Here is a 20,436-nt window from a genome sequence, read left to right as displayed (position 1 = left end):
GGCGCCATTCGGACGAGCGGACGGAGCGGGAACTGACCACCGAGTTGCGCGGGGAGATCGTGACCCTGACCCCGGTCACCGAGGCCCACGTCCCGGACCTGCGGCGCATCCGCGGCACGGCCGAGGTCGGGGCGCGCTGGGGTTCGGTCGACGACTCCCCCACCTGGCCGTTCGACGACCCCACGACGGCCTGTTTCACGGTCCTGGAAGGGAGCGTCGTCCGAGGCTTCGTCCAGTACGGCGAAGAGGAAGACCCGATGTACCGGCACGCGTCGGTCGATCTCTTCCTGGATCCGGCGGCGCACGGGCGGGGCCTGGGAACGGACACCGTCCGCACGATGGCGCGGTATCTCCTGCACGATCGCGGGCACCATCGGCTGGTGATCGATCCCGCCGTGGACAACGACGCCGCGATCCGCTGTTACAAGGCCGTCGGCTTCCGCGAGGTCGGCGTGATGCGCGGCTACGAACGCGACACCGACGGCGAGGGCTGGCACGACGGGTTGCTGATGGACTTGCTCGCCGAAGACCTCACGTAGCGCGTCAGCGCGACTCCGAGCAACACCACGGCCATCCCGGCGAGCACCCGTGGGCCGAGGTCCTCGCCGAGCACGATCGCGCCCAGCGCGACCGAGACCACCGGCAGCAGGTAGCCGACGGTCGCCGCGGAGGTCGCGCCTTCGTCGGCGATGAGCCGGTAGTTGAGGTAGAAGGTGACGCCGGTGCCGAAGATCCCGAGTACGACGACGGCGAGCACCGCGGTCACGTTCAGCGGCCCGGCCGGTGCGGCGTCGAAGGGCAGCGCGAGCGCGCTGAGCCCGGTCGCGGTCAGCAACTGTGCGGCGGAGATCGCGATCGGACCGCCTTCGCCGACGAGTTTCCTTCCCATGTAAGCGAAAGCGACCGCGTAGCTGAGGCCGGCACCGAGCAGGGCCAGCGTTCCCCAGCCCAGCAGACCGCTCTTCTGCCAGGGCGCGAAGATCAGCAGGATGCCGGCGAAACCGAGGATCAGCCCGCCCACGCGGACCACCGTCAGCCGTCGTTCGGTGCCGATCCCGATACCGATCAGCAACGACCACAGCGGGGTCGTCGCGTTCATCACCCCCGCGACGCCGGAATCGACGGTCAGCTCACCGATGCTGAACAACGCGAACGGCAAGGCGTTGCAGAAGAAGGCGGCGACGAGGAGCCTGCCCCAGATCCGGCGGCCGCGCGGGAAGCGTTGCCCGGCCCAGCGGCTCAGCACGAGGAGGACGGCCGCGCCGAGGGCACAGCGGATGACGGTCACCTGAACGGGCGGCAGCCCGGTCAGCGCGAGCTTGATCCACAGGAATCCCGATCCCCACAACAGGGCGAGAACGCCCATCCAGACCAGGGTTCCCGGTGCGCCGATGCTCACTTCGTTCCTTTCGCCGGGCCGCTCGATACCTCTCCCAAGCTGCCTCGGGCGACTCGTCAGGACAAGTGAAAAGATCTACACCGACGTTAAGCGGTCCTACATGTTCCGAAAGGTCCCGGTCGTGGCCGCCGGAAGCGACGGCCACGACCGGTTTCCGAGGAGATCAGCACTCGCCCGGTGTTCGCAAGGCGGAACAGGGCCTGCTCACATTTCGCGGTCGCGCATGATCCACCTCCCTTTCGCCCGGCGCACCGGTGGGGAACGGGCGCGTTCTCGCACAGTTTGGGGGCAGACTTCGCACCCGCGCACACCCGGTGGCCGTGTTGTGACCCAGGCAATGGGAAGGTTGTGGCACGATCTGCCGCGGAGCGGGGAGAAAGGTGCTTCTGGTGACCGAGGATTCCGGTTCGGCCAGATCCGGGGAGACCGGGAAAGCACGCGCGGAACCGAGGCCGGTTTCGACGGCCGCGTCGACGTTCGGGCGCGCCTTGCGGCAACGCCGTCAGGCCCGCGGGCTGGCGTTGCGCGAGCTTCAGAAACTCGCCTATGTCGACAAAAGTCTGATCAGCCGGGTCGAACGCGGGCTCACCCCGCCGAGCGCGGAATTCGCCGAAGCCTGCGATCGCGCGCTGGGCGCGGGCGGGACCCTGATCGTGCTCGCCGAGGCCGCCCGCGCGGAACCGTATGTGCATCTTCCCCCGCCGCCTGATCATTTCGTCGGCCGCGAAGACCATTTGGCGCTGCTGGACGAAAAAGTGTTCACCGAAACGGCGAAAGTGGTCTTCGTCGCCGGTCCGCCCGGGGTCGGGAAGACCGCGCTCGTGCTGAATTGGGCGAACCGGCGCCAAGAAGAGTTCGATTGCGTGCTCTGGTCGGATCTGCGCGGCTACGCGGCGGGATCGCCCGCACAACCCGCCGACATCCTCGACGACCTCCTGCGCTGCGTGGGCGTCCGTCCCGACCGGGTCCCCGCCGAAGAGCACATGCGGCTCGCGCTCCTGCGCGGCCTGTTGCGCGGCCAGCGCACCCTCGTCGTTCTGGACAACGCCCTCGACTCGCCCCAGGTGCGGCCGGTGCTGCCCGGCACCCCGGACACCACCGTGCTGATCACCAGCAGGCGACGGCTGTCCGGGCTGGTCGTCGGCAACGGCGCGGTCCAGGTTTCCTTGGAGCCACTGCGAGAACTCGAAGCGACGCGGCTCATGGCCGACCTCATCGGCGACGAACGCGCGGCGGGTGATCCCGAAGGCGTCGGCAGGCTCGTCCGGCTGTGCGCGGCGCTGCCGCTCGCGGTGAACATCGCCGCCGAACGGGTCGCCACCCATCCCCATCAGAGCGTCGGCGACCTCGCGCGCGAACTCGTCGCCGAGGGACGGCGGCTGGAACTGCTCGCGGTCGACGACGACACCGTCGGGGTCCGGGCCGCCTTCAGCTGGTCGTATCGCGCGCTGGAGGCCGACACCGCCCGGATGTTCCGGCTGCTCGGCCTCCATCCCGGCCCGCGCTTCACCGCGGAGGCGGCGGCCGCGCTCGCCGGGCTGCCTGGGCACGACGCGCGACGCCTGCTCGACCGGCTCGTGCAGGCACATCTCGTCCAGCAGGTCGGCGCGCAGTACTACCGGTTCCACGACCTGATCCGCGTGTACGCCGCCGAAGAGGCCAACGCCGAGCGATGGCGGGACGAGCGGCAGGCGGCGGTCTCCCGGCTGACCCACTGGTATCTGTACGCGGCCAACGCCGCGAGCTGGACACTGACCCCGGCCCGCGACCACCACATCGATCTGGGTCCCGCGCCCGACGGGGTCGAACCGCTCCGGTTCGCCACGTTCGACGAGGCCTACATCTGGTGCGCGTCGGAGATGCCGAGTATCACCGGCGTCGCCCGGCTGGCACTGGACCACGGGCTGTACGAGGTCGGCTGGCGGCTGCCGGTGGAGTTGTTCGATTACCACCTGCTCGGCAGGCCGTGGCAGACCTGGATCTCCAGTCACGAGGTGGCGATCGCGTCCGCGAAGGCGGGCGGTGACCTCGGAGGGCTGGCCTGGTCGGCGATCAATCTCGCCGAGGCGCACCGGCGGCGCGGCGACCTCGGCCGCGCGCGCGATCTGTTCGGCCAGGCCGTCGAGATCTCCGAGGAGATCGGCGAGAACCCGAGCCTCGGCTGGGCACTGGTCGGGCTCGGCAACATCGCGCACGAACGCGAGGACTACGCCGAAGCCGTCCGGCTCGCCGAGCAGAGCGTGGAGGTGAACGCGCGGATCGGGTACCAGCTCGGCGAAGCGACCGCGCGCGTCCATCTCGGCCGCGCCTACCGCGACCTCGGCGAACGGGACCTGGCCCTCGATCACGGTCTGCGTGCCTTCGACACCTACGCGAAGGACGCCGACCAGCACGGGATGGGCTTCGCGCTGGTGCCGCTCGCCAGGACCTGCCGCCGGTTCGGCGATCTGGACCAGGCTCTCGGCTACTGCGAGCAGGCGCTGACCGCCTACCGCAACTGCGGCGACGTCTGGGGGCAGGCCGACGCGCTCGACGAACGCGGCTGCGCGCTGGCCGCCCAGGGGCACACCGACGAGGCCATGGCCGTCTGGCGTGACGCGCTCCAGCTCGTCATGGACCTCGACGACCGGAAGGCGAACGTGCTGCGGGGCCGCCTCGAAGGTGCCGTCTAGAGCTTCACCGGCAGGTTGTGCAGGCCGCGCGTGATCGCGCTCGGCCACCACACGAGCCGGTCCTCCGGCACGGTCAGCGTCATCGACGGCGCGCGGTCGAACAACGTCTCCAGTGCCGCGGACGCCTGCATCCGCGCGAGCGCGGCGCCGATGCAGATATGCGGTCCGACACCGAAGGCCACGTGCCGCACCGGCCGCTCGCCGGGGCGGAAGGCCAGCGGTTCGGGGTGCACCTCCGGATCGCGATTGGCCGCCAGCAACGACAACAGGATCGGATCGCCCGCCTCCATCCGCTGCCCGGCGAGTTCCATCGGTTCGGTGACGAACCGCCAGCTCGTGTTCTGCAGCGGGGTGTCGCGGCGCAGCACCTCTTCGATGACGAGCGTCAGATGTGAACCGTCGGCGCGGGCGCGGGCCGCCTCCTCCGGATGCGTGATGAGGGTCAGCGCGGTGGACGCGATGAGACTGATCGTCGTCTCGTGCCCGGCGATCAGCGACAGGAACGCCGTCGCGGCGACCTCGTCGCCGGTCAGCTTCCCGGCCGCCTCCTGGGTGAGCAGATCGCTGATCAGGTCCGCCCCCGGTTCGGCGCGTTTGCGGGCGACGACGTCGGCGAGCAGCGCGTCCAGATCGTCGGTCGCCTCGAGCATCGACGCCATGTCCGTGACGTCGCCCGCGGCGACCACCAGCGCGGGCGGGCGGACCTCGTTGAGCAGGCTCTCCGGGATGCCGATCAGCTCGCAGATCGACCGGATTCCCAGCGGGTACGCGAAATCCTCGACGAGGTCGCCTTCGCCGCGGTCCAGGATCGGGTCGAGCAGTTCGTTCGCGAGCTGATGCGTGCGGTCGCGCATATGCTGCAGCCGCCGCGGGCCGAACGCGCCGGCACAGGCCTTGCGCAACCGCGCGTGTTCCTCGCCTTCGACGTTGTTCATATGCCCGATGAGCGTCGGCCGGTGGTCGGCGGGCAGCCCGAGGTTGGCCTTGCGCCAGTGCTCCGCGGCGACGGACGGGCATTTGGACAGCCGGGGGTCTGCCATCGCGGAGACGACGTCCGCGTGCCGGGTCAGCAACCAGGTCCAGGTGTCGCCGGGGAGCGGGAGCCGGAACGCCGGCGCGTTGCTCCGAAGCCATTCGTAGGCGGGCGAGGGATCCCTGTCGAAGTCCGGACCGAACATCACGGGGACCGCGGCGGCATCGTATGCGGCGTCAGGCATACGAGCCACCATGCCAGCCGCCGGCCGAATCGCGTCCGGCGAACGCGGGTATCGGGCTGTCTCACGCGATCGTCAACGCGGTCCCCCTGTCACCCCCTTGTGGTGACCCAGCAAGATCGAAGCGGGTGCGGTGCGTAACGGGTTGGAGGTGACCCTCGTCAGCGAGTTCGGCAAGCACGACCGTGACGCGGTCTCGGCGCGGCCGCGCGGTTCGCTCCGGGGTTTCGCCGACACCGTCGGCCTCGCCTCCGCCCGCGTCTGGCGGCTGCGTGGCCGCGCCTGGAACACCCTGCGGCATCCGGCGGGGTGGGAGCTGTGGCGCCTGCCGCCCGCGGCGGTCTTCTGGATGCTCGGCACCGAGATCGCGGTCGCGTTCTGGGCCTTGAAATCGCAAGTCGGTGCTTCCCTCACGACGACGGATGTCGTCCGCTTCGGCGTGATCGCGGGCTGCACGATCTGGTACCTCGTCCAGACACAGCATCCGGAGGAGCAGCGCCGGGCCGACGACCGGCGCGGCGAGCACATCGACCAGACCGCCGTCTGGCTGGGCGGCGCGGCCGTCCTGCTGCCGCCCACGTTGTCGCTCACGCTGCTGCTGATGGTGCGCGTGCAGCGCTACTCCATCGCGCACAAGGCGATGACGACCTTCCTCTTCACCACCGCCGCGCACGCCGCCTCCATCCTCGGCGTGCACACGATCACCCGGCTGACGTCACTGCACGGCTGGCTCGAATCGGGCACGCTCCCCCAGCGGCCCGGCGACATCGCGGTCGCCGCCGTCGCGCTGCTGGGCGCCGCGCTCTGGTATTTCGCGTCGCAGACGCTGCTGATCAGCATCGCGCGCGGTCTGGCGTGGGGCGGCTGGCGGCGGCAGAAGCTGATCGGCAGCTGGGCCGACAACGCGGACTTCGTCTACGCGCTGCAGCTCGCCGCGTGCACGACGATCCTCGGCGCGGTCAACATCGCGCTGGTGCCGCTGGTGATGATCGGGGTCGCGCTGCGCTCGACCCGGCTCTCGCAGGCGCTGGCGGACACGATCGCGCGCAGCCAGCGCGACCGGAAGACCGGGCTGCTGACCGAAGACTCCTTCCACGCGCCCGCCGCGCTCCGGCTGCTCGAAGACCAGACCGGGCGGCGGCCGACGGCGTTCCTGATGCTGGATCTCGACCACTTCAAGCAGTGGAACGACAAGTACGGGCATTCCGGCGGCGACATCGTGCTCGGCTGTGTCAGTGCCGTGCTGCGGCAGAACACCCGCTCCACGGACGTCGTCGGGCGGTGGGGCGGCGAGGAGTTCTCGGTACTGCTGCCGGACACCACCCGTGAGGAGGCGATGCGGATCGCCGAACGGATCCGGGTGGCCGTCGCGAAGACCGCGATCACCGGCCTGACCGAACTCGCCAGCGGGCACGCCACCAACGAACCCCGCGCGGTGGGGCCGATCCACGGCTGCACCGTCTCGATCGGCGTCGGGCTGTCGCCGGAGCACTCGACGGACTACGGCGAGCTCTTCCGCGCCGCGGACGCGGCCATGTACCAAGCGAAACGGAGCGGGCGGAACCGCGTGGTCGTGGCACCCTCCGCGGTTCCGCCTTCGCCCCGGGCCCCGACGTCACCCCTGAGCCGGGCCGGCGACGCGCGCCGCGATTGACGCGTTTAGTCCTCTGAATGCGTTCGCCGAGCGTCAGCGGCGGGTCACGAGGCGGGTCTCGAGCAGATCGTCGACCACCCGGGTCTCCACGCCGGTCCGCCGTTCGAACGCGGACCCGCTCAGCGGCCACAGCGCGACCAGCACGACCCCCACCGCGGACAGGGCGGCCAGCACCAGCGCGGCGACGAACTGGGCGGCGCCGTCGGTGGCCGTGCTCAGCACCGCGAAGCCGATCAGGACGATGCCGGTCGGCAGCACGGCGGCCAGCGCCACCAGGAAGGCGGGCGTGCGGCGCAGGTCGCGGCGCCGGGTGGTCAGCCAGGCGGCGAGCAGGCAGGCGAACGACGCCCCGAGCAGGCAGGCACCCGCCGTGTCGCTGAGCCGGTGCCAGCCCAGCGCGATGGTCGACGACGCGACCCAGGCGACGGCGATGCCGCCGATCCCGATGATCGCCGGACGGAACCGTTGGGGCAGAACGAAGGCGAGCGCCATCAGGATGGCCATGGCGGCACTGACGTGACCGCTGGGGAAGCTGTTGTGCCCCGGTCCGCGGCCGCCGTCGGGCAGTTCGGGCCGGACGAGGACGTAGAGCTTGAGCAGTTGCGCGGCGACGAGCGGGAGCACGAGGACGCTCAGCGCGGGGACGAGGAGACCGGGTTTGCGCCGGAGCAGCGCCAGGACGACGAGCCCGATCCCAGCGGCGCCGATCACCAGCACCATGTCCTGGTCGCGCAGCGGTCCCGCCCAGTCCATTGTGGACCACTGACCGGACTGCGCGCTCCGGACGACGCCGTTCTCCGCGAGCTGCCCGGCCGACGTGTGCACGAACAGCACGTAGGTCACGACGAACGCGACGGCCAGTCCCAGTCCGGTGGCGAGCTGGAACACGGCCCTGGACAGGGTCCGCCTGGTCTCGGCGTGCCGTCCCGGCAGCGGACGGCGGGCGGGGGTCGGCTTCGCTTCGTGGATGAGTAGGGCCATGGGTCCCACTGTCCCCACGCCGTTTCGCCGTGAGGTCCGGACAATGTCATGGTTCTGCTACAAGATCGAGCCGAGTCGCACACGCGCGGAGACATCCGAATAATGGCGGCGTGGCAAGTGTCCTTGTGATCGAAGACGACGCGTCCGTGCGGGAGGGGCTGGAACTCGCGCTGCGACGGCAGGCGCACACCGTGTACACCGCCGAGAGCGGAGAGCTCGGGCTGGAGAAACTGCGGGTGTTCCAGCCCGACATCGTCGTACTGGACCTGATGCTCCCCGGCATCGACGGCTTCGAGACCTGTCGCCGCATCCGCTCGGCGGGCGAGGTGCCGATCATCATGCTCACCGCCCGCAGCGACGACTTCGACATCGTGGCCGGGCTGGAGGCGGGCGCCGACGACTACGTCACCAAACCGATCGAGCCCCGCGTGCTCGACGCCCGGATCCGGGCGGTGCTGCGGCGCGCGGTGAGCGAGAAGCCCGCGAGCGACGGCGCCGCCACCGGGGAACGGCACGGCGGCCTGGTCATCGACCGGGCCGGGCTGGTGGTCACGAAGAACGGCGAGCCGGTCTCGCTGACGCCGACCGAGCTGAAGCTGCTGCTGGAGCTGTCGCGTACGCCCGGCCAGGTCTACAGCCGCCAGCAGATCCTCTCCGCCGTCTGGGATCACGACTACCTCGGCGACTCCCGGCTGGTCGACGCCTGTGTCCAGCGGCTGCGCGCGAAGATCGAAGACGTCCCCGCGAAACCCGAACACGTCCAGACCGTCCGCGGCTTCGGGTACCGGTTCGGCCGTTCATGAGGTGGCTCTCCGGGCTGCGGCCGCGGCTCATCCTGGCGTTCGCGGCGATGACGATCATCGGGGCGGCGGCCGCGGCGGGGGCCAGTTACGTCTCGGCCCGGAACGCGATCCTCGAGGCGGTGCAGGACGCGGCGATGAACCAGCTGAAGGACCGGGTCGCCGCCTACGGCCGCCCGCTGTCCACGCCGCCGACCCAGGAGCAGCTCAACGATTTCGCCGGCAGCCTGCGGTTGAACGCCGTCGCGGTCTACAGCGACCTGCGATCGGCCAACGGCCCGGATCTCGCCACGTTCTCCCCCGAGTTGCGCCAGACCGTCGCGAACGACTTCCGCATCCAGTTCCAGCGCGTCGACCGCGGAAGCATTCCGGAACTGCTGGTCGGCCTGCCGGTACTGGCCAGGCAGCCCGACGGGGCGATGAGGAACAGCGGCGTCGAGGTGTACTCGCTCACCTCGCTCGTGCAGCAGCAACAGGCCATCGACGAACTCGCGAAATCCGCCTGGCAGACGGCCGCACTGGTCCTCCCGCTGGCCGCGGCGCTCGCCCTGCTCGCGGCGAGGCAGGTGCTCCGGCCGGTCCGGGCGCTCAACACCGCCGCCGCCCAGCTCGGCGAAGGCAGGCTCGACGTCCGGCTGCCCGCCAAGGGTTCCGACGAGCTGGCCGAACTGGTCACGACCTTCAACAACACCGCCGCCGAACTGGAGCGCACGGTCGGTGAGCTGAGAGCCATGGAGGCCGACGCCCGCCGGTTCGTGGCCGACGTCTCGCACGAACTCCGCACCCCGCTGGCGGCGATGAACGCGGTCACCGACGTGCTCGACGAGGACGCGGAGGCGCTACCGCCGGACACCGCCGTCGCGGCGCGGCTGGTCTCCGGCGAGACCCGGAGGCTGACGCGGCTGGTGCAGGACCTGGTCGAGATCTCCCGGTTCGACGCCGGCCGCGCCGAACTCGTGCTCGACGAATGGGATCTCGCGACGGCGATCCGGGACAGCCTCGACGCCCGAGGCTGGCGCGACGGCGAAGACCTGGTCACCGACCTGCCGGAGGGCGTTCTCGCCCGCGTGGACCGGCGGCGGCTCGACCTGATCGTGGCCAACCTCGTCGGCAACGCCTTCCGGCACGGCGCGGCCCCGGTCCAGGTCCGGCTGCGCGCCGACGGCGACGGCGTCACCCTGGCGGTCGAGGACCGCGGGCCCGGGATCGATCCGCAGGTCCTGCCGCATGTGTTCGACCGGTTCACCAAGGCCGACACCGCCCGCGCCCGGTCCGAGGGCAGCGGGCTGGGCCTGGCGATCGCGCTGGAGAACGCCCGCCTGCACGGCGGCGACATCACCGCGGCCGACACCGGGCACGGTGCCCGGTTCGTGCTGCGCCTGCCGCACCTGCCCGAAGGAGGGGCGCGATGAGGAAGCCTCGCGTACTGCTCGCCTTCGCGGCCGCGACCCTCGTGGCCGCCTGCGGTGTCCAGCCGACCGGTGTCGTCCCGGCCGGGCCGGGGCCGTCGATCCGCGCCACCACGGGGACGAACGTCCTCGGCGGACTGACGCTGTACTTCGTCTCCGACGGCCGGGTCATCCCGGTGACCCGGCCCACCGAAGGGTTCATCTCCCCCGAGGGCGCGGTCACGCTGCTGCTGCAGGGGCCGACGGAACGGGAAGCCGCGCAGGGACTCACCACGTTCGTCCCGCCGGAGCTGGGCAAGCTCCGGGTCTACCCGGGCGACCCGTCGAGTCTCGCGCTGCCGTACTCGATGCGCAAATTGTCCGATCAGGCCATCAATCAGCTGGTCTGCACCGTGATCGCGGCCTCCGCGGCCACCGGCCGGGCGCCACAGTCCAAGGGCGTGAACGTGATCTCGCCGAACGAGGACGTGTACTTCCAATCCTGCCAGCCGAACTGAATTCGTCACTCACCGTGCTCACATAAAAGCACTTCTCGTATCTGTACGGGCGTGAGCCTCTTTTGGTTCAACGATCAAGGTAACTGTGGGCGAACACACTCGGGCGTGACATTGCCGTGTCCTTTTCGTAATGTTGCCCGGAGCTCGCGGCCCCCGACGCGAGTTCCCGTCCCCGAAGTGGTGAGTGATCAGAGAAATGGCCGGCAGACATCGCAAGATCAAGGCTCCGCAGTGGAAGCTCCCCGCAGGTATCGCGGCAGCGGTCGCCACGGCGCTCCCGGCGTCGATGTGGCTGACCTCCGCGGGTTCCCCTGACGTCGAAGCGGCCAGCGCCGCGCTCGCGCTGAAGGCTCCCCCGGTCTCCAGCGTGACTCCCCCGCCGTCGACCAGCAGCACCCCGCCCTCCAGCACAAGTACCCCGCCCCCGTCGACCTCCTCGGCTCCCCCGAAGCCGACGACGTCGACCAAGGCCCCCGCCCCGGTCAAGAAGACCGTGCCCGCCGCGACGGCGTGCTCGACCAGCCTCGCCGGCACCAAGCCGCACGTGGCCCAGGTCGGCAATCACGTGAAGGCGAAGTTCGGCGTGAAGAACGTCGGCGGTGTCGCCGGCCGGGCGAACGCCAGCGACCACCCCTCCGGCCTCGCGCTGGACTTCATGGTGGACACCGCCACCGGCAACGCGATCGCCGAGTACCTCCTGGCCAACCAGAAGGACTTCGGTATCACGTACGTCATCTGGCGCCAGCGCTACAACGACGGCAGCGGCTGGGACACCATGGAGGACCGCGGCGGCGCGACCGCCAACCACATGGACCACGTCCACGTCTCCTTCGCCAAGAGCGCGAAGGTGAACGTCAGCTGCTGACGACGTCTCTCAACGATTCCGAGCGGACCGCTCGCCGGGCTGGATCACGGGTCGGCCCACGACCTCTTCCACGCCTTTGACGGCGAGCCGGTCCGCTCGCTCGTTCTCCGGATGCCCCGCGTGGCCTTTGACCCAATGCCACTCGACCTCGTGCCGTGACGCGGCTTCGTCGAGACGGCGCCACAGATCGGCGTTCTTGACCGGTGTCTTCGCCGACGTCATCCAGCCGTTGTTCTTCCAGTTGCGCACCCAGCTGGTGATGCCGTTCCGGACGTAGGTGCTGTCGGTGTAGATGTCCACCGTGACCCGGCGCTTCAGGCTTTCCAGCGCCTCGATCGGCGCGGTCAGCTCCATCCGGTTGTTCGTGGTCGGCCCGGCATCCCCGCCGTAGATCTCCTTCTCGACGGTGCCGTACCGCAGTACCGCGCCCCAGCCGCCGGGACCGGGATTCCCGCTGCACGCGCCATCGGTGTAGATCTCGACTTCCGCCACCGGAACACCCTAGCGACGGGGCTCAGTCCGGCAGGAGCGGCACCCACGGCTCCTCGACCTGCCCCAGATGCACCGCGCGCGTGATGGACTTCGCACCGAACCGGTCCCGGACGGTGTCGAGCGTCGAGTCGAGCGCGTCCCTCGGCTTCGCCCCGAACGGCAGCGCCAACTGGATCGCGTCGTCCTTCGACAGATTCGTGAGCGCGAGCCCGATCAGCGTGAGACCGCGTTCGTCGATCAGCGGTCTCGCCGTCGCGAGCAGGCCCCGCGCGGCCGCGACGATCGCGCCGGTCTGCTCGGTCGCCTCCAAAAGGGTGTGCGAACGCGTCGCCTTGGTGAAATCGGCGAACCGCATCCGCAGCACCACGGTGCGGCACACCCGGTGCGCCGCCCGCAGACGACGGGCGAGGCGATCGGCGAGCGTCAGCAGCGTCGCGTCGAGCTCGGCGGGCGAACGCGGCCTGCTGCCGAGCGCGCGCTGCGCCCCGATCGACCGGCGGCGACGGCCCGTCTGCACGCGGCGCGGGTCGTCGTTGTGGGACAACGCGTGCAGATGGGCACCGACACCGCGGCCGAGCATCCGGACGAGTTCCTTCTCCCCGAACCCCTCCATCTGCCCGACCGTCGTCACCCCGCGCTCGCGCAGCTTCCGCGCCGTCACCTTGCCCACGCCCCACAGCCGCTCGACCGGAAGCGGATGCAGGAACTCCAGCTCCTTGTCGTGCGGCACGACGAGCAGGCCGTCGGGTTTCGCGACCCCGCTGGCCACCTTCGCGAGGAACTTCGTCCTCGCCACGCCGACCGTGATCGGCAGCCCGACCTGCTCCAGGACGTCCTTCCGCAGTTTCGCGGCGATCCGGCTCGGCGTGCCCGCGATCTTCAGCAGCCCGCCGACGTCGAGGAAGGCCTCGTCGATCGAAATGCCTTCCACGAGCGGCGTCGTGTTGCCGAAGACCTCGAAGACCGCCTTGCTGGCCGCCGAATACGCGCGCATCCGGGGCGGGACCACGATCGCGTCCGGACACAGCCGCCGCGCCTGGCCGCCGCCCATCGCCGTGCGCACGCCGTACGCCTTCGCCTCGTAGCTGGCCGCCAGCACGACCCCGCCGCCGACGATGACCGGCCGCCCGCGGAGCTTCGGGTCGTCACGCTGCTCGACCGACGCGTAGAACGAATCCAGGTCGGCGTGCAGGATGGGACCCTCGGTCGTCATAGAACATATGTTCGCATCAAACGGCCCAGTGGCCAAGCCACCTCACCCAGGGGAGCCGAGCGCTCCCGCCAGGGCCGAAGCGAGGAGGGCGACGGTGCGATCGTCGTCTTCGGCCAGGTCACGCAGCACGTCCAGCGCGAGGACGGGCGGCATCTCGACAAGTGCCTGGGTGAGGCGGATCCGCGCGGCGGGCTCCGCGGTCGCGAGCTCGTCGGTCAACGCGCTCATGATCCGGTCCGCGACGCCGTCGTCCCGTGCCAAGGCGCCGAGGACCTCGGCCGCCTCGACGTCGGTCGTGCCCTCGACCACCATGCGGACGAGTTCCGGCACGGCCGCGCTCTCCCCGCGCGACCCCAGCGCCAGCGCGGCGCGGGCGCGGACCGCCGGATCCGGGTCGCCGAGTACGTCCGTCAGCGCCGCGGTCGCCTCGTCACCGGGCATCCCGGCGATCGCGAGGACCGCGCGCCGCCGGACGTCGACGTCCGCCGAACGCAAGCCGGACGCCAGACTCGCCACGCCGTCACCGCCCGCCCTCGCGAGTGCCCACCGCAGGGCCCCGGCGACGTTCGGATCGGCTTCGGTGAGGACCGCGCCGGCCAGCAGTTCGGCGGGTACCTCGGCCGGGGCCAGTGCGGTCTGCTGCCGCCGGGCCGCGTGGGGCGAGTTGAGCCCGTGCAACAGCTCGACGATGCGCAGGACCCCTTCCCAGCCCGTGGGTGCCGAACCGTCGACCGCGCGGAGCCGGTCGAGCAGCTCCTGTTCCCGGTTCAGGCGCTCCTCGGTCCGCCGGATGAGATCGCGGACGAGATCGGACGGCTCGAAGGCCGGATCCTCCAAGGCGCGTCCGATCTCGCGCAGCGAGAGGCCGAGGGACCGCAGGCTCTCCACATGGAAGATCCGGCGGATGTCCTCGTCGGAGTACTCGCGGTAGCCGCCGAAGGTGCGGCCGGTCGGCCGCACCAGCCCGAGGGAGTCGTAATGCCGGAGCATCCGGCTGCTCACCCCCGAGCGGCGCGCCACCTCACCGATCAGCATCAGGCTCCCTCCGGTCCCAGCGCGACGATCCGTTTCGACTCGTCGAACCCGGCGTCCGGGTCGCGCAGGAGCCGCTCCGTGGCGTGGGCGTGCGCCCGCACCGCCAGGTCGGTACTCGCCGAGCCCGCCCGCAGGACGGGCTCGATCACGGGTCCGAGCGCGACGAGCGCCCTGCTGAGACTCAGCCGCACCGTCCGGTCGCCCCGGCCGAGCTGGTCGGCCAGGTCACGGGCCAGCCGGGCCCGCTCCCCGTCGGGGACGAGGACGACCGCGGCCCGCCACGCGCTCCGGGCGACCTCGTCGTCGGCGTCGTGCAGCAGCGACCGCGTGATCGCGGGCCACGCGGCGCGGTCCCCGATCTTGGACAGCGTGTGCAACGCCTGGCTCCGGGCCTGGGCGACCTCCGAGCCGAGCTCGGCCAGGAGCACCGGCACCGTGGTCTCCGCGGGCAGCCGCGTCAGCGCCCAGGTCAGCATGTCCCGGACGTAGAAATCCGGCTCGATCGCGCACCGCGCCACGAGCGGGCCGACGAATCCGACGTCCGGATGCGTCCCGGCCGCCAGCGCCGCCTGGAGCCGCGTCGACGAGCTCTCGGAACCGAGCGCGTCGAGCACGCGCAGGTCCGGTGAAGTCCTCTGTGTCGTGTTGATGGGGATCACCTCCTGCGCTCCAGTGAAGACCTTGTCACGATGTCAAGGTCAAGCCCGGCGCTCCACCGTGATCAGTCGAACGGGGGTCCGGAGTACGAGACCCGGTGCTTGAACACCTCGCCGTCCCGGATCTCGGCGGTGTACGTCGGCCTCGGCGACATCGCGCGCCAGGCGTTCAGCACCTCTTCCGACTCCCAGTACTCGAAGATGTTCACCCGGCCCGGTTCGAGCGTGTCCGCCGAGATCACCACGTCGAGGCAGCCGGGATGGGCCCTTGCCATCTCGACGATCACCTGGTGTCCCTCGACGTACCGGTCCCGCTCTTCCGGGTCGACGTACACCTTTCCCGCCACGATCACCGTCATTTCAGACTCCCTTCGTCCGGTCGGTTCATCCCACCGACGAACGCGGACGACGCGAACCGACACGGGCGCGGAAGAAATCCGTCACCGATCGTCCGCCGGCGAAACACCAGATCGCGATCACCGGGTCGCAGATCGCGCAGCCGAACGACGAATCGTCCAGGAACGGGATGATAGGGGCGCCCTTCAGGTGGTGCACGACGTCCCAAGCCGTGTGCAGCAGCCAGCCGATCCCGATGAACGTCCACGATTCGAGCGCGCGGTACGCCACATAGGCCATCAGTGCGGTGAAGACGAGTTCCCAGATGCCGAGCCCACCGCCGCTGGCGTAGGCCGCGCCCGCGCCCGCGATCATGACCGCGTTGAAGCGGCGGCGGTGCGGCTCGTGGATCAACGACATCAGGACGACATAGCCGAGGCCGACGAGAATCGGCGCGATGATCATCATGACTCGACGCTAGGACCGGACGGCGTCCGCTCCCAGTGGCGTGAACGACGCCTTCCAACGGGATCCCGCCATCGGGCGGTACCTTGCGGTTCATGCACACCGTCGCCGTCCTCGCGCTGGACAAGGTGATCCCGTTCGATCTCTCGACGCCGATCGAGGTCTTCACCAGGACCCGGCTCGCGGACGGAAGCCCGGGCTACCGCGTGGTCGTCTGCGCTGAACACCCGGAAGTCGACGCCGGGCACTTCACCCTGCGCGCGCCGCGAGGGCTGGACGCGCTGCGCGAAGCGGGCACCGTCATCGTCCCCGGCACCGCCGAGCCGGCCCGGCCGTTGCCGGAATCCGTCCACGCCGCGCTGAACTCGGCCGCCGCGAGGGGTACGCGGATCGCCTCGATCTGTTCCGGCACGTTCATCCTCGCCGCCGCGGGCCTGCTCGACGGCCTTCGCGCCACGACGCATTGGGTCGCCGCCGAGGCACTGGCCGCGGCGTACCCGGATGTCGACGTCGACCCGGACGTGCTCTATGTCGACAACGGGCAGATCCTGACCTCCGCGGGCGCCGCCGCGGGTCTGGATCTGTGCCTGCACCTGATCCGGCGGGACCACGGCTCCGCGATCGCGGCCGACGCCGCCCGCCTCTCGGTCATGGCGCTCGAACGCGAGGGCGGCCAGGCGCAGTTCATCGCGTTGCGGCATCCGCCCGCGCCCCGTGGCGCGACGCTGGAGCCGACTTTGTTGTGGATGCAGGAAAATCTCGCGCGCGAGCTCACACTGGCCGATATCGCCACGCGCGCCGGGATGAGCACGCGCACGCTGATCCGGCACTTCCGCGAGCAGACCGGGACGACGCCGTTGCAGTGGCTGCACCGGACCCGCGTCCGGCAGGCGCAACATCTGCTGGAGACCACCGAACACGCCGTCGAGCGGATCGGCGCCGAAGTCGGTTTCGGTTCGCCCACCTCGTTCCGCGACCGGTTCAAACGCACCACCGGCGTCAGTCCGGGCACCTATCGACGCGCTTTCCGTTAAGCGGCAAGGGTCAGAACGGTGTCCGAAGCCCGTGCCCGGGCCTGGTCGGCGAACCGCCTCCGCGCGATGACGACTCTCAGCCATCGTTCGGAACGCTCGGCGTCCAGCTCGGAGGTGGCTCGGGCGAGTACCTCGGCGGCGTGTGCGGCGGACTCGATCTCCGCGGCGGCGCCGAGGTAGTCGCCCGCCTCGATGAGCTTGTAGGCGTGGCGCATCTCGGTCTGCGCGGTCGAGTAGATGGCGTAGGCGGCGAGGTTGTTCGCCAGCGGGCCCAGTGAATGCGACATCGGATTCTCCGTTCCTTCTCTACAGACACGTCGAACGGGCCCGCCCCGGTTCGACATGGCGGAGTGATTTTTTTCCGAGGGTTGCGCAAAGTGGCCGCTTCACGACAGCCTGAAGCGCATGCCAGCCCGAGCGGCGTCGTTCCGCAGTGTCTTCGCGGTCGCCGGATTCCGCCGGATCTGGCTCGCGCATCTGCTCTCGGTCGCCGGCGACCAGCTGGCCAGGGTCGCGCTCACGGTGCTGGTGTTCGACCGGACTTCGTCGGCGGGCTGGGCCTCGGCGGCGTACGCGCTGACCTTCGTGCCCGACCTCCTCGGCGGCGCGCTGGGCGGGGTCGCGGACCGGTTCTCGCGACGCACCGTGATGGTGGTGACCGACGTCGGCCGCGCGGTCCTGATCGCGCTGATGGCGGTGCCCGGCCTCCCGCTGCCCGCCGCGGCCGCGCTGTTGTTCCTCGTCCAGCTCATGGCCGGGCCGTTCCACGCGGCCCGCCAGGCGATGCTGCCGGATCTGCTCGATCCGGACCGGCTGGTCGTCGGCCAGGCCGTCATCTCATCCACGTACCAGGCCGGACTCGTGGTGGGCTTCGGCGCGGGCGCCGCCGTCGTCACCGGCCTCGGTGTTCCCGGGGCACTGCTGATCGACGCGGGAACGTTCGCGCTTTCGGCGCTCATGCTTCGCTTCGGGCTCGAACGTTTCCCGCCCTCGGCACCCGCGCATCACGAACGCCCGTCGCTGCTCGAGGGCTGCCGTCTGGTGGCGCGCGACCGCAAGCTGCGCTGGCTCCTGCTCATCGCCTGCTGCTGTGGTTTCTACGTCGTGCCCGAGGGCCTAGCCGTGCCGGTCGCCGCCGAACTGGGCGGCGCGGGCGCGTTGCCGTGGCTGCTGGCCGCGAACCCGGTCGGCTCGGTGCTCGGCGGGCTCCTGCTGAGCCGGATCCCGCGCGAACGGCAGATCCGGGTGCTGGGCGCGCTGACGGTGGCGAGCAGCCTGGTGCTGATCCCGACCGGCTGGGCTCCGGGACTGGTCACGATCGTCGTGCTGTGGACGATCTCGGGGGTGTTCTCCGCGCACGACATGATCACGCAGACGCAGTACAGCCTCGCGGCGCCGCCCGCCCATCGCGGCCAGGTGATCGGGGTCGCGATCGCGGCGTTGCGGGCGGCTCAGGCGGCGGGGATCGCGGCAGCCGGGCTGCTGGCCCAGATCGTCGCGCCGACCACGGTGGTCACCGTCGCGGCGATCGCCGGCGTGGTGGTCGCCTTCGTCGCCGGGGTGGGCTGGTCACGGGCGGTGTCGTCCCGCCGCGGCCCTGGGGAATCCGAAGATCCCGTGGGTCCGGTCGGCGGGACGACACCCGTTGGCGAACACGGTTCCTGACACATCACGTCCAGTTGTTGTCCCGACGGGTCGTCCAGTTGTTGTCACGCACTACGTTCACCTCCCTTCGCGAAAGCCGCGCTCGTGGGCGAGATCACTCAGGTCCAGTTGTTGTCACGCCGAGTGGTCCAGTTGTTGTCCCGCATGCCGTTCACCTCCCTCGAAATAGCGATCTATCCGGCAAAACACTCACCAGTTGTTGTCCTGCATCGGTGCACCTCCCTCGTTTCGGTTGGGCTGTCCGGGGGAATTCGGGGCCACGACTCTCATCGTCCGGTCAACGACGGTCGTCGCAGTCCCGGTTCGATTACGGTGTAGATCACCGACGGAAGAGGGTGCGTGGACGGACGACTCGGCGGCGCGCGGCGGCGGCTCAAGGCCTGGCACCTGTGGAGCCTGCCGCGACCTGTGCGTTCCTACGTCCTGGTCGTGAATCTCATCGCAGTCCTCTCGACCGCCGCCACGGCCCGGCTGGTCCCGGTGACCGGTACCGATCTCGTCCGGTTCGGCGTCTTGACGCTGTGCGCGGCCATCGCGATCGAGGGCACCCGGCAGATCGAACGCCAACGGGAGTACGACAGAGCCCCGTCGGTCGCCTACGTCGACACCAAGGCGGTCTGGAGCGTCGCCGCCGTCATCGCGCTGCCTCCGGTGCTCGCCGCCGCGATGGTCGTGGTGACCTACACCATCGCATGGCTGCGGATCTGGCCACACCAACGGCCGGTCCTCCCCCATCGGTGGATCTTCTCCGCCGCGACGGTGCTCTGCGGCACGCAGGCCGCCGTCGTCGTCCTCAGCCTCGGCATGCGTCATTACCCAGGCGCGCCCGACTCCGGACTGCTCGCCGGTCTCGGCGATCTCGCCGTCATCATCGTGGCCGCGGCCCTGCGCTGGGCGATCAACACCGTGCTGGTGATGGTCGCGATCGCGCTCTCGTCGCCGCCGAAGTCGATCGGCGAACTGTTCTCCGGGTTCGGCGACCAGATCCTCGAAGCGGGCGCGCTCGGCCTCGGCCTCGTGACGGCCGTCGTCCTCGTCCAGGCCAATCCGCTGGTGCTGGTCGGCGTCGTCATCGCGCTGGTCGCGCTGCACCGCGGGCTGCTGCTGACGCAGTACCGGCGTGACGCGCACACCGACGCCACCACCGGTCTCGTCACGAAACGCCGCTGGCGTCAGCTGGCGGAAGAACAGTTGGGCCGCACTCGCGCCGGCCGCAAACTCGGCGTGCTGTTCCTCGATCTCGACAACTTCAAGACGATCAACGACACCTACGGCCACCCCAACGGCGACCTCGTCCTGCGCGCGGTCGGCGACGCCTTGCTCGCCGAGGTCCGCGAACAGGACATCTGCGGGCGGTGGGGCGGCGAGGAATTCGCGATCGTCATCCCGGACATCCACGGCGAGGAGACGCTGCGCCAGGTGGCCGAACGGATCCGGCACCAGGTGGCGGTGGTCTCGGTCGTCCTGCCCGATCGCGACACCGTGCTGACCGATCTGACGGTGTCGATCGGCGGGGCGCTGTATCCGGCGGCCAACATCACCAGCGTCGACGACCTCCTCGTCGCCACCGACACCGCGCTCTACCGCGCGAAACAGGGTGGCCGCAACAGGGTCGAACTGGCGCCGCCCGCGCAATAGGGTTCGTCGCGTCCGGGGTGGAGCTCTCCGGTGCTACTCCCGTCGGCCTGCGCCTTTTCCTCGATTTCCTTGCGTGACAGGACTTTTCAGCCTTGGGACGAGTTGCGACTCCATTACCGACCCGAAACTGTCGGTGGTCGGTTGTACGTTCTGCGTGTGGACACACTCAACGCCACTGTGGCGCTATTGAAGGAAATCACCTCGTCGGATTTGTTCAAGGAGGTCAATGCTTCGCTGGATTCGTTGGGGGATCAGGATGCCGTGGATGCGGCTGTCGCGGCGTCGGAAGGGATCGCTCGACTGGAGGCTGTTCGGTTCCGTGCTTTGGGGCGGTTGAGCCGTCATCGTGATGGCGCCTCCAGTGTGGTACAGGAGGTCGCGTTCGCTCTGTCCGTTGTGGACGGTCATGCC

The 20,436-nt window shown here is 70.2% G+C and carries 20 protein-coding genes and 1 pseudogene; 11 read left to right on the top strand and 10 right to left on the bottom strand.

The window, feature by feature from the left end:
* Positions 1-32: 32 nt before the first annotated feature.
* Positions 33-539, top strand: a complete 507-nt coding sequence (locus tag AB8M46_RS24720; protein ID WP_369797439.1) for a GNAT family N-acetyltransferase — start codon at positions 33-35, stop codon at positions 537-539.
* Here the strand turns inward: AB8M46_RS24720 and AB8M46_RS24715 are convergent.
* Positions 464-1,399, bottom strand: coding sequence for a DMT family transporter (locus AB8M46_RS24715; RefSeq protein ID WP_394361763.1), 936 nt, complete (start codon positions 1,397-1,399; stop codon positions 464-466). The genes AB8M46_RS24720 and AB8M46_RS24715 overlap by 76 nt on opposite strands.
* A gap of 389 nt (positions 1,400-1,788) precedes the next feature.
* On the opposite strand from AB8M46_RS24715, the gene AB8M46_RS24710 reads away from it, so the two are divergent.
* On the top strand, positions 1,789-4,071 hold the full coding sequence (locus AB8M46_RS24710; protein ID WP_394361762.1) for a tetratricopeptide repeat protein: 2,283 nt from the start codon (positions 1,789-1,791) through the stop codon (positions 4,069-4,071).
* Here the strand turns inward: AB8M46_RS24710 and AB8M46_RS24705 are convergent.
* Complete coding sequence (locus tag AB8M46_RS24705) at positions 4,068-5,288, bottom strand: cytochrome P450 (protein WP_394361761.1); 1,221 nt, start codon at positions 5,286-5,288, stop codon at positions 4,068-4,070. The genes AB8M46_RS24710 and AB8M46_RS24705 overlap by 4 nt on opposite strands.
* A 130-nt stretch (positions 5,289-5,418) precedes the next feature.
* Between AB8M46_RS24705 and AB8M46_RS24700 the strand changes: the two genes are divergently transcribed.
* Positions 5,419-6,939, top strand: a complete 1,521-nt coding sequence (locus tag AB8M46_RS24700; protein WP_378423280.1) for a GGDEF domain-containing protein — start codon at positions 5,419-5,421, stop codon at positions 6,937-6,939.
* Positions 6,940-6,972: 33 nt separating this feature from the next.
* Here the strand turns inward: AB8M46_RS24700 and AB8M46_RS24695 are convergent, their stop codons facing one another.
* Entirely contained in the window at positions 6,973-7,920 is a 948-nt protein-coding gene (locus AB8M46_RS24695) for a phosphatase PAP2 family protein (protein ID WP_378423282.1), read from the bottom strand.
* A gap of 110 nt (positions 7,921-8,030) precedes the next feature.
* On the opposite strand from AB8M46_RS24695, the gene AB8M46_RS24690 reads away from it, so the two are divergent.
* From AB8M46_RS24690 to AB8M46_RS24675, 4 genes are all read left to right on the top strand, one after another.
* Positions 8,031-8,723, top strand: coding sequence for a response regulator transcription factor (locus AB8M46_RS24690; protein ID WP_125738203.1), 693 nt, complete (start codon positions 8,031-8,033; stop codon positions 8,721-8,723).
* Positions 8,720-10,132, top strand: a complete 1,413-nt coding sequence (locus AB8M46_RS24685) for an ATP-binding protein (RefSeq protein ID WP_378423286.1) — start codon at positions 8,720-8,722, stop codon at positions 10,130-10,132. Before AB8M46_RS24690 ends, AB8M46_RS24685 begins: the two co-directional genes overlap by 4 nt.
* The gene (locus AB8M46_RS24680) at positions 10,129-10,626 is read left to right on the top strand and encodes a hypothetical protein (RefSeq protein WP_394361760.1); all 498 of its coding nucleotides are present in this window, start codon (positions 10,129-10,131) and stop codon (positions 10,624-10,626) included. The genes AB8M46_RS24685 and AB8M46_RS24680 overlap by 4 nt, the downstream gene beginning before the upstream one ends.
* A gap of 196 nt (positions 10,627-10,822) precedes the next feature.
* A complete protein-coding gene (locus tag AB8M46_RS24675) occupies positions 10,823-11,491 on the top strand; it encodes a hypothetical protein (protein ID WP_038515292.1) in 669 nt (222 codons plus the stop codon).
* 9 nt (positions 11,492-11,500) lie between these two features.
* Here the strand turns inward: AB8M46_RS24675 and rnhA are convergent, their stop codons facing one another.
* From rnhA to AB8M46_RS24645, 6 genes are all read right to left on the bottom strand, one after another.
* Entirely contained in the window at positions 11,501-11,983 is a 483-nt protein-coding gene (gene rnhA, locus AB8M46_RS24670; RefSeq protein WP_378423290.1) for a ribonuclease HI, read from the bottom strand.
* A 22-nt stretch (positions 11,984-12,005) separates the two neighbouring features.
* Positions 12,006-13,196, bottom strand: a complete 1,191-nt coding sequence (gene dinB / locus AB8M46_RS24665; RefSeq protein WP_125738199.1) for a DNA polymerase IV — start codon at positions 13,194-13,196, stop codon at positions 12,006-12,008.
* A gap of 42 nt (positions 13,197-13,238) precedes the next feature.
* Positions 13,239-14,231, bottom strand: a complete 993-nt coding sequence (locus tag AB8M46_RS24660) for a HEAT repeat domain-containing protein (protein ID WP_394361759.1) — start codon at positions 14,229-14,231, stop codon at positions 13,239-13,241.
* Positions 14,231-14,890, bottom strand: coding sequence for a HEAT repeat domain-containing protein (locus AB8M46_RS24655; protein ID WP_394361758.1), 660 nt, complete (start codon positions 14,888-14,890; stop codon positions 14,231-14,233). Before AB8M46_RS24655 ends, AB8M46_RS24660 begins: the two co-directional genes overlap by 1 nt.
* 62 nt (positions 14,891-14,952) lie before the next feature.
* Positions 14,953-15,246: a putative quinol monooxygenase gene (locus AB8M46_RS24650; RefSeq protein ID WP_394361757.1), complete on the bottom strand. Its 294-nt coding sequence runs from the start codon at positions 15,244-15,246 to the stop codon at positions 14,953-14,955.
* Between the two features lie 25 nt (positions 15,247-15,271).
* On the bottom strand, positions 15,272-15,691 hold the full coding sequence (locus tag AB8M46_RS24645) for a DUF6010 family protein (RefSeq protein ID WP_394361756.1): 420 nt from the start codon (positions 15,689-15,691) through the stop codon (positions 15,272-15,274).
* A 92-nt stretch (positions 15,692-15,783) separates the two neighbouring features.
* On the opposite strand from AB8M46_RS24645, the gene AB8M46_RS24640 reads away from it, so the two are divergent.
* Entirely contained in the window at positions 15,784-16,722 is a 939-nt protein-coding gene (locus AB8M46_RS24640) for a GlxA family transcriptional regulator (protein WP_037344212.1), read from the top strand.
* Here AB8M46_RS24640 and AB8M46_RS24635 read toward each other — a convergent pair.
* Positions 16,719-17,009, bottom strand: coding sequence for a hypothetical protein (locus AB8M46_RS24635; protein WP_394361755.1), 291 nt, complete (start codon positions 17,007-17,009; stop codon positions 16,719-16,721). The two genes, AB8M46_RS24640 and AB8M46_RS24635, sit on opposite strands and share 4 nt — an antisense overlap.
* Before the next feature lie 118 nt (positions 17,010-17,127).
* On the opposite strand from AB8M46_RS24635, the gene AB8M46_RS24630 reads away from it, so the two are divergent.
* From AB8M46_RS24630 to AB8M46_RS24620, 3 genes and pseudogenes are all read left to right on the top strand, one after another.
* Positions 17,128-18,387: an MFS transporter gene (locus AB8M46_RS24630; protein ID WP_394361754.1), complete on the top strand. Its 1,260-nt coding sequence runs from the start codon at positions 17,128-17,130 to the stop codon at positions 18,385-18,387.
* A gap of 339 nt (positions 18,388-18,726) precedes the next feature.
* On the top strand, positions 18,727-20,025 hold the full coding sequence (locus AB8M46_RS24625; RefSeq protein WP_394361753.1) for a diguanylate cyclase: 1,299 nt from the start codon (positions 18,727-18,729) through the stop codon (positions 20,023-20,025).
* A 156-nt stretch (positions 20,026-20,181) separates the two neighbouring features.
* Positions 20,182-20,436, top strand: a pseudogene (locus AB8M46_RS24620) (HNH endonuclease); the annotation flags it as partial.

Origin of the sequence: Amycolatopsis sp. SB7-3 (assembly GCF_041021335.1) — a bacterium.
In the GTDB taxonomy this organism is placed as follows: Bacteria; Actinomycetota; Actinomycetes; order Mycobacteriales; family Pseudonocardiaceae; genus Amycolatopsis; species Amycolatopsis japonica.
Note: the sequence above shows the minus strand (reverse complement) of the source record. Positions and strands in the feature narration are given on the sequence as shown.

What these genes read in the sequence shown, in the direction of transcription:
- AB8M46_RS24685 (WP_378423286.1), top strand. Translation starts at nt 8,720, where the DNA reads ATGAGGTGGCTCTCCGGGCTGCGGCCGCGGCTCATCCTGGCGTTCGCG.
- AB8M46_RS24645 (WP_394361756.1), bottom strand. Translation starts at nt 15,691, where the DNA reads ATGATGATCATCGCGCCGATTCTCGTCGGCCTCGGCTATGTCGTCCTG.
- AB8M46_RS24695 (WP_378423282.1), bottom strand. Translation starts at nt 7,920, where the DNA reads ATGGCCCTACTCATCCACGAAGCGAAGCCGACCCCCGCCCGCCGTCCG.
- AB8M46_RS24650 (WP_394361757.1), bottom strand. Translation starts at nt 15,246, where the DNA reads ATGACGGTGATCGTGGCGGGAAAGGTGTACGTCGACCCGGAAGAGCGG.
- AB8M46_RS24640 (WP_037344212.1), top strand. Translation starts at nt 15,784, where the DNA reads ATGCACACCGTCGCCGTCCTCGCGCTGGACAAGGTGATCCCGTTCGAT.
- AB8M46_RS24635 (WP_394361755.1), bottom strand. Translation starts at nt 17,009, where the DNA reads ATGTCGCATTCACTGGGCCCGCTGGCGAACAACCTCGCCGCCTACGCC.
- AB8M46_RS24675 (WP_038515292.1), top strand. Translation starts at nt 10,823, where the DNA reads ATGGCCGGCAGACATCGCAAGATCAAGGCTCCGCAGTGGAAGCTCCCC.
- dinB (WP_125738199.1), bottom strand. Translation starts at nt 13,196, where the DNA reads ATGACGACCGAGGGTCCCATCCTGCACGCCGACCTGGATTCGTTCTAC.
- AB8M46_RS24630 (WP_394361754.1), top strand. Translation starts at nt 17,128, where the DNA reads ATGCCAGCCCGAGCGGCGTCGTTCCGCAGTGTCTTCGCGGTCGCCGGA.
- AB8M46_RS24660 (WP_394361759.1), bottom strand. Translation starts at nt 14,231, where the DNA reads ATGCTGATCGGTGAGGTGGCGCGCCGCTCGGGGGTGAGCAGCCGGATG.
- AB8M46_RS24705 (WP_394361761.1), bottom strand. Translation starts at nt 5,288, where the DNA reads ATGCCTGACGCCGCATACGATGCCGCCGCGGTCCCCGTGATGTTCGGT.
- AB8M46_RS24680 (WP_394361760.1), top strand. Translation starts at nt 10,129, where the DNA reads ATGAGGAAGCCTCGCGTACTGCTCGCCTTCGCGGCCGCGACCCTCGTG.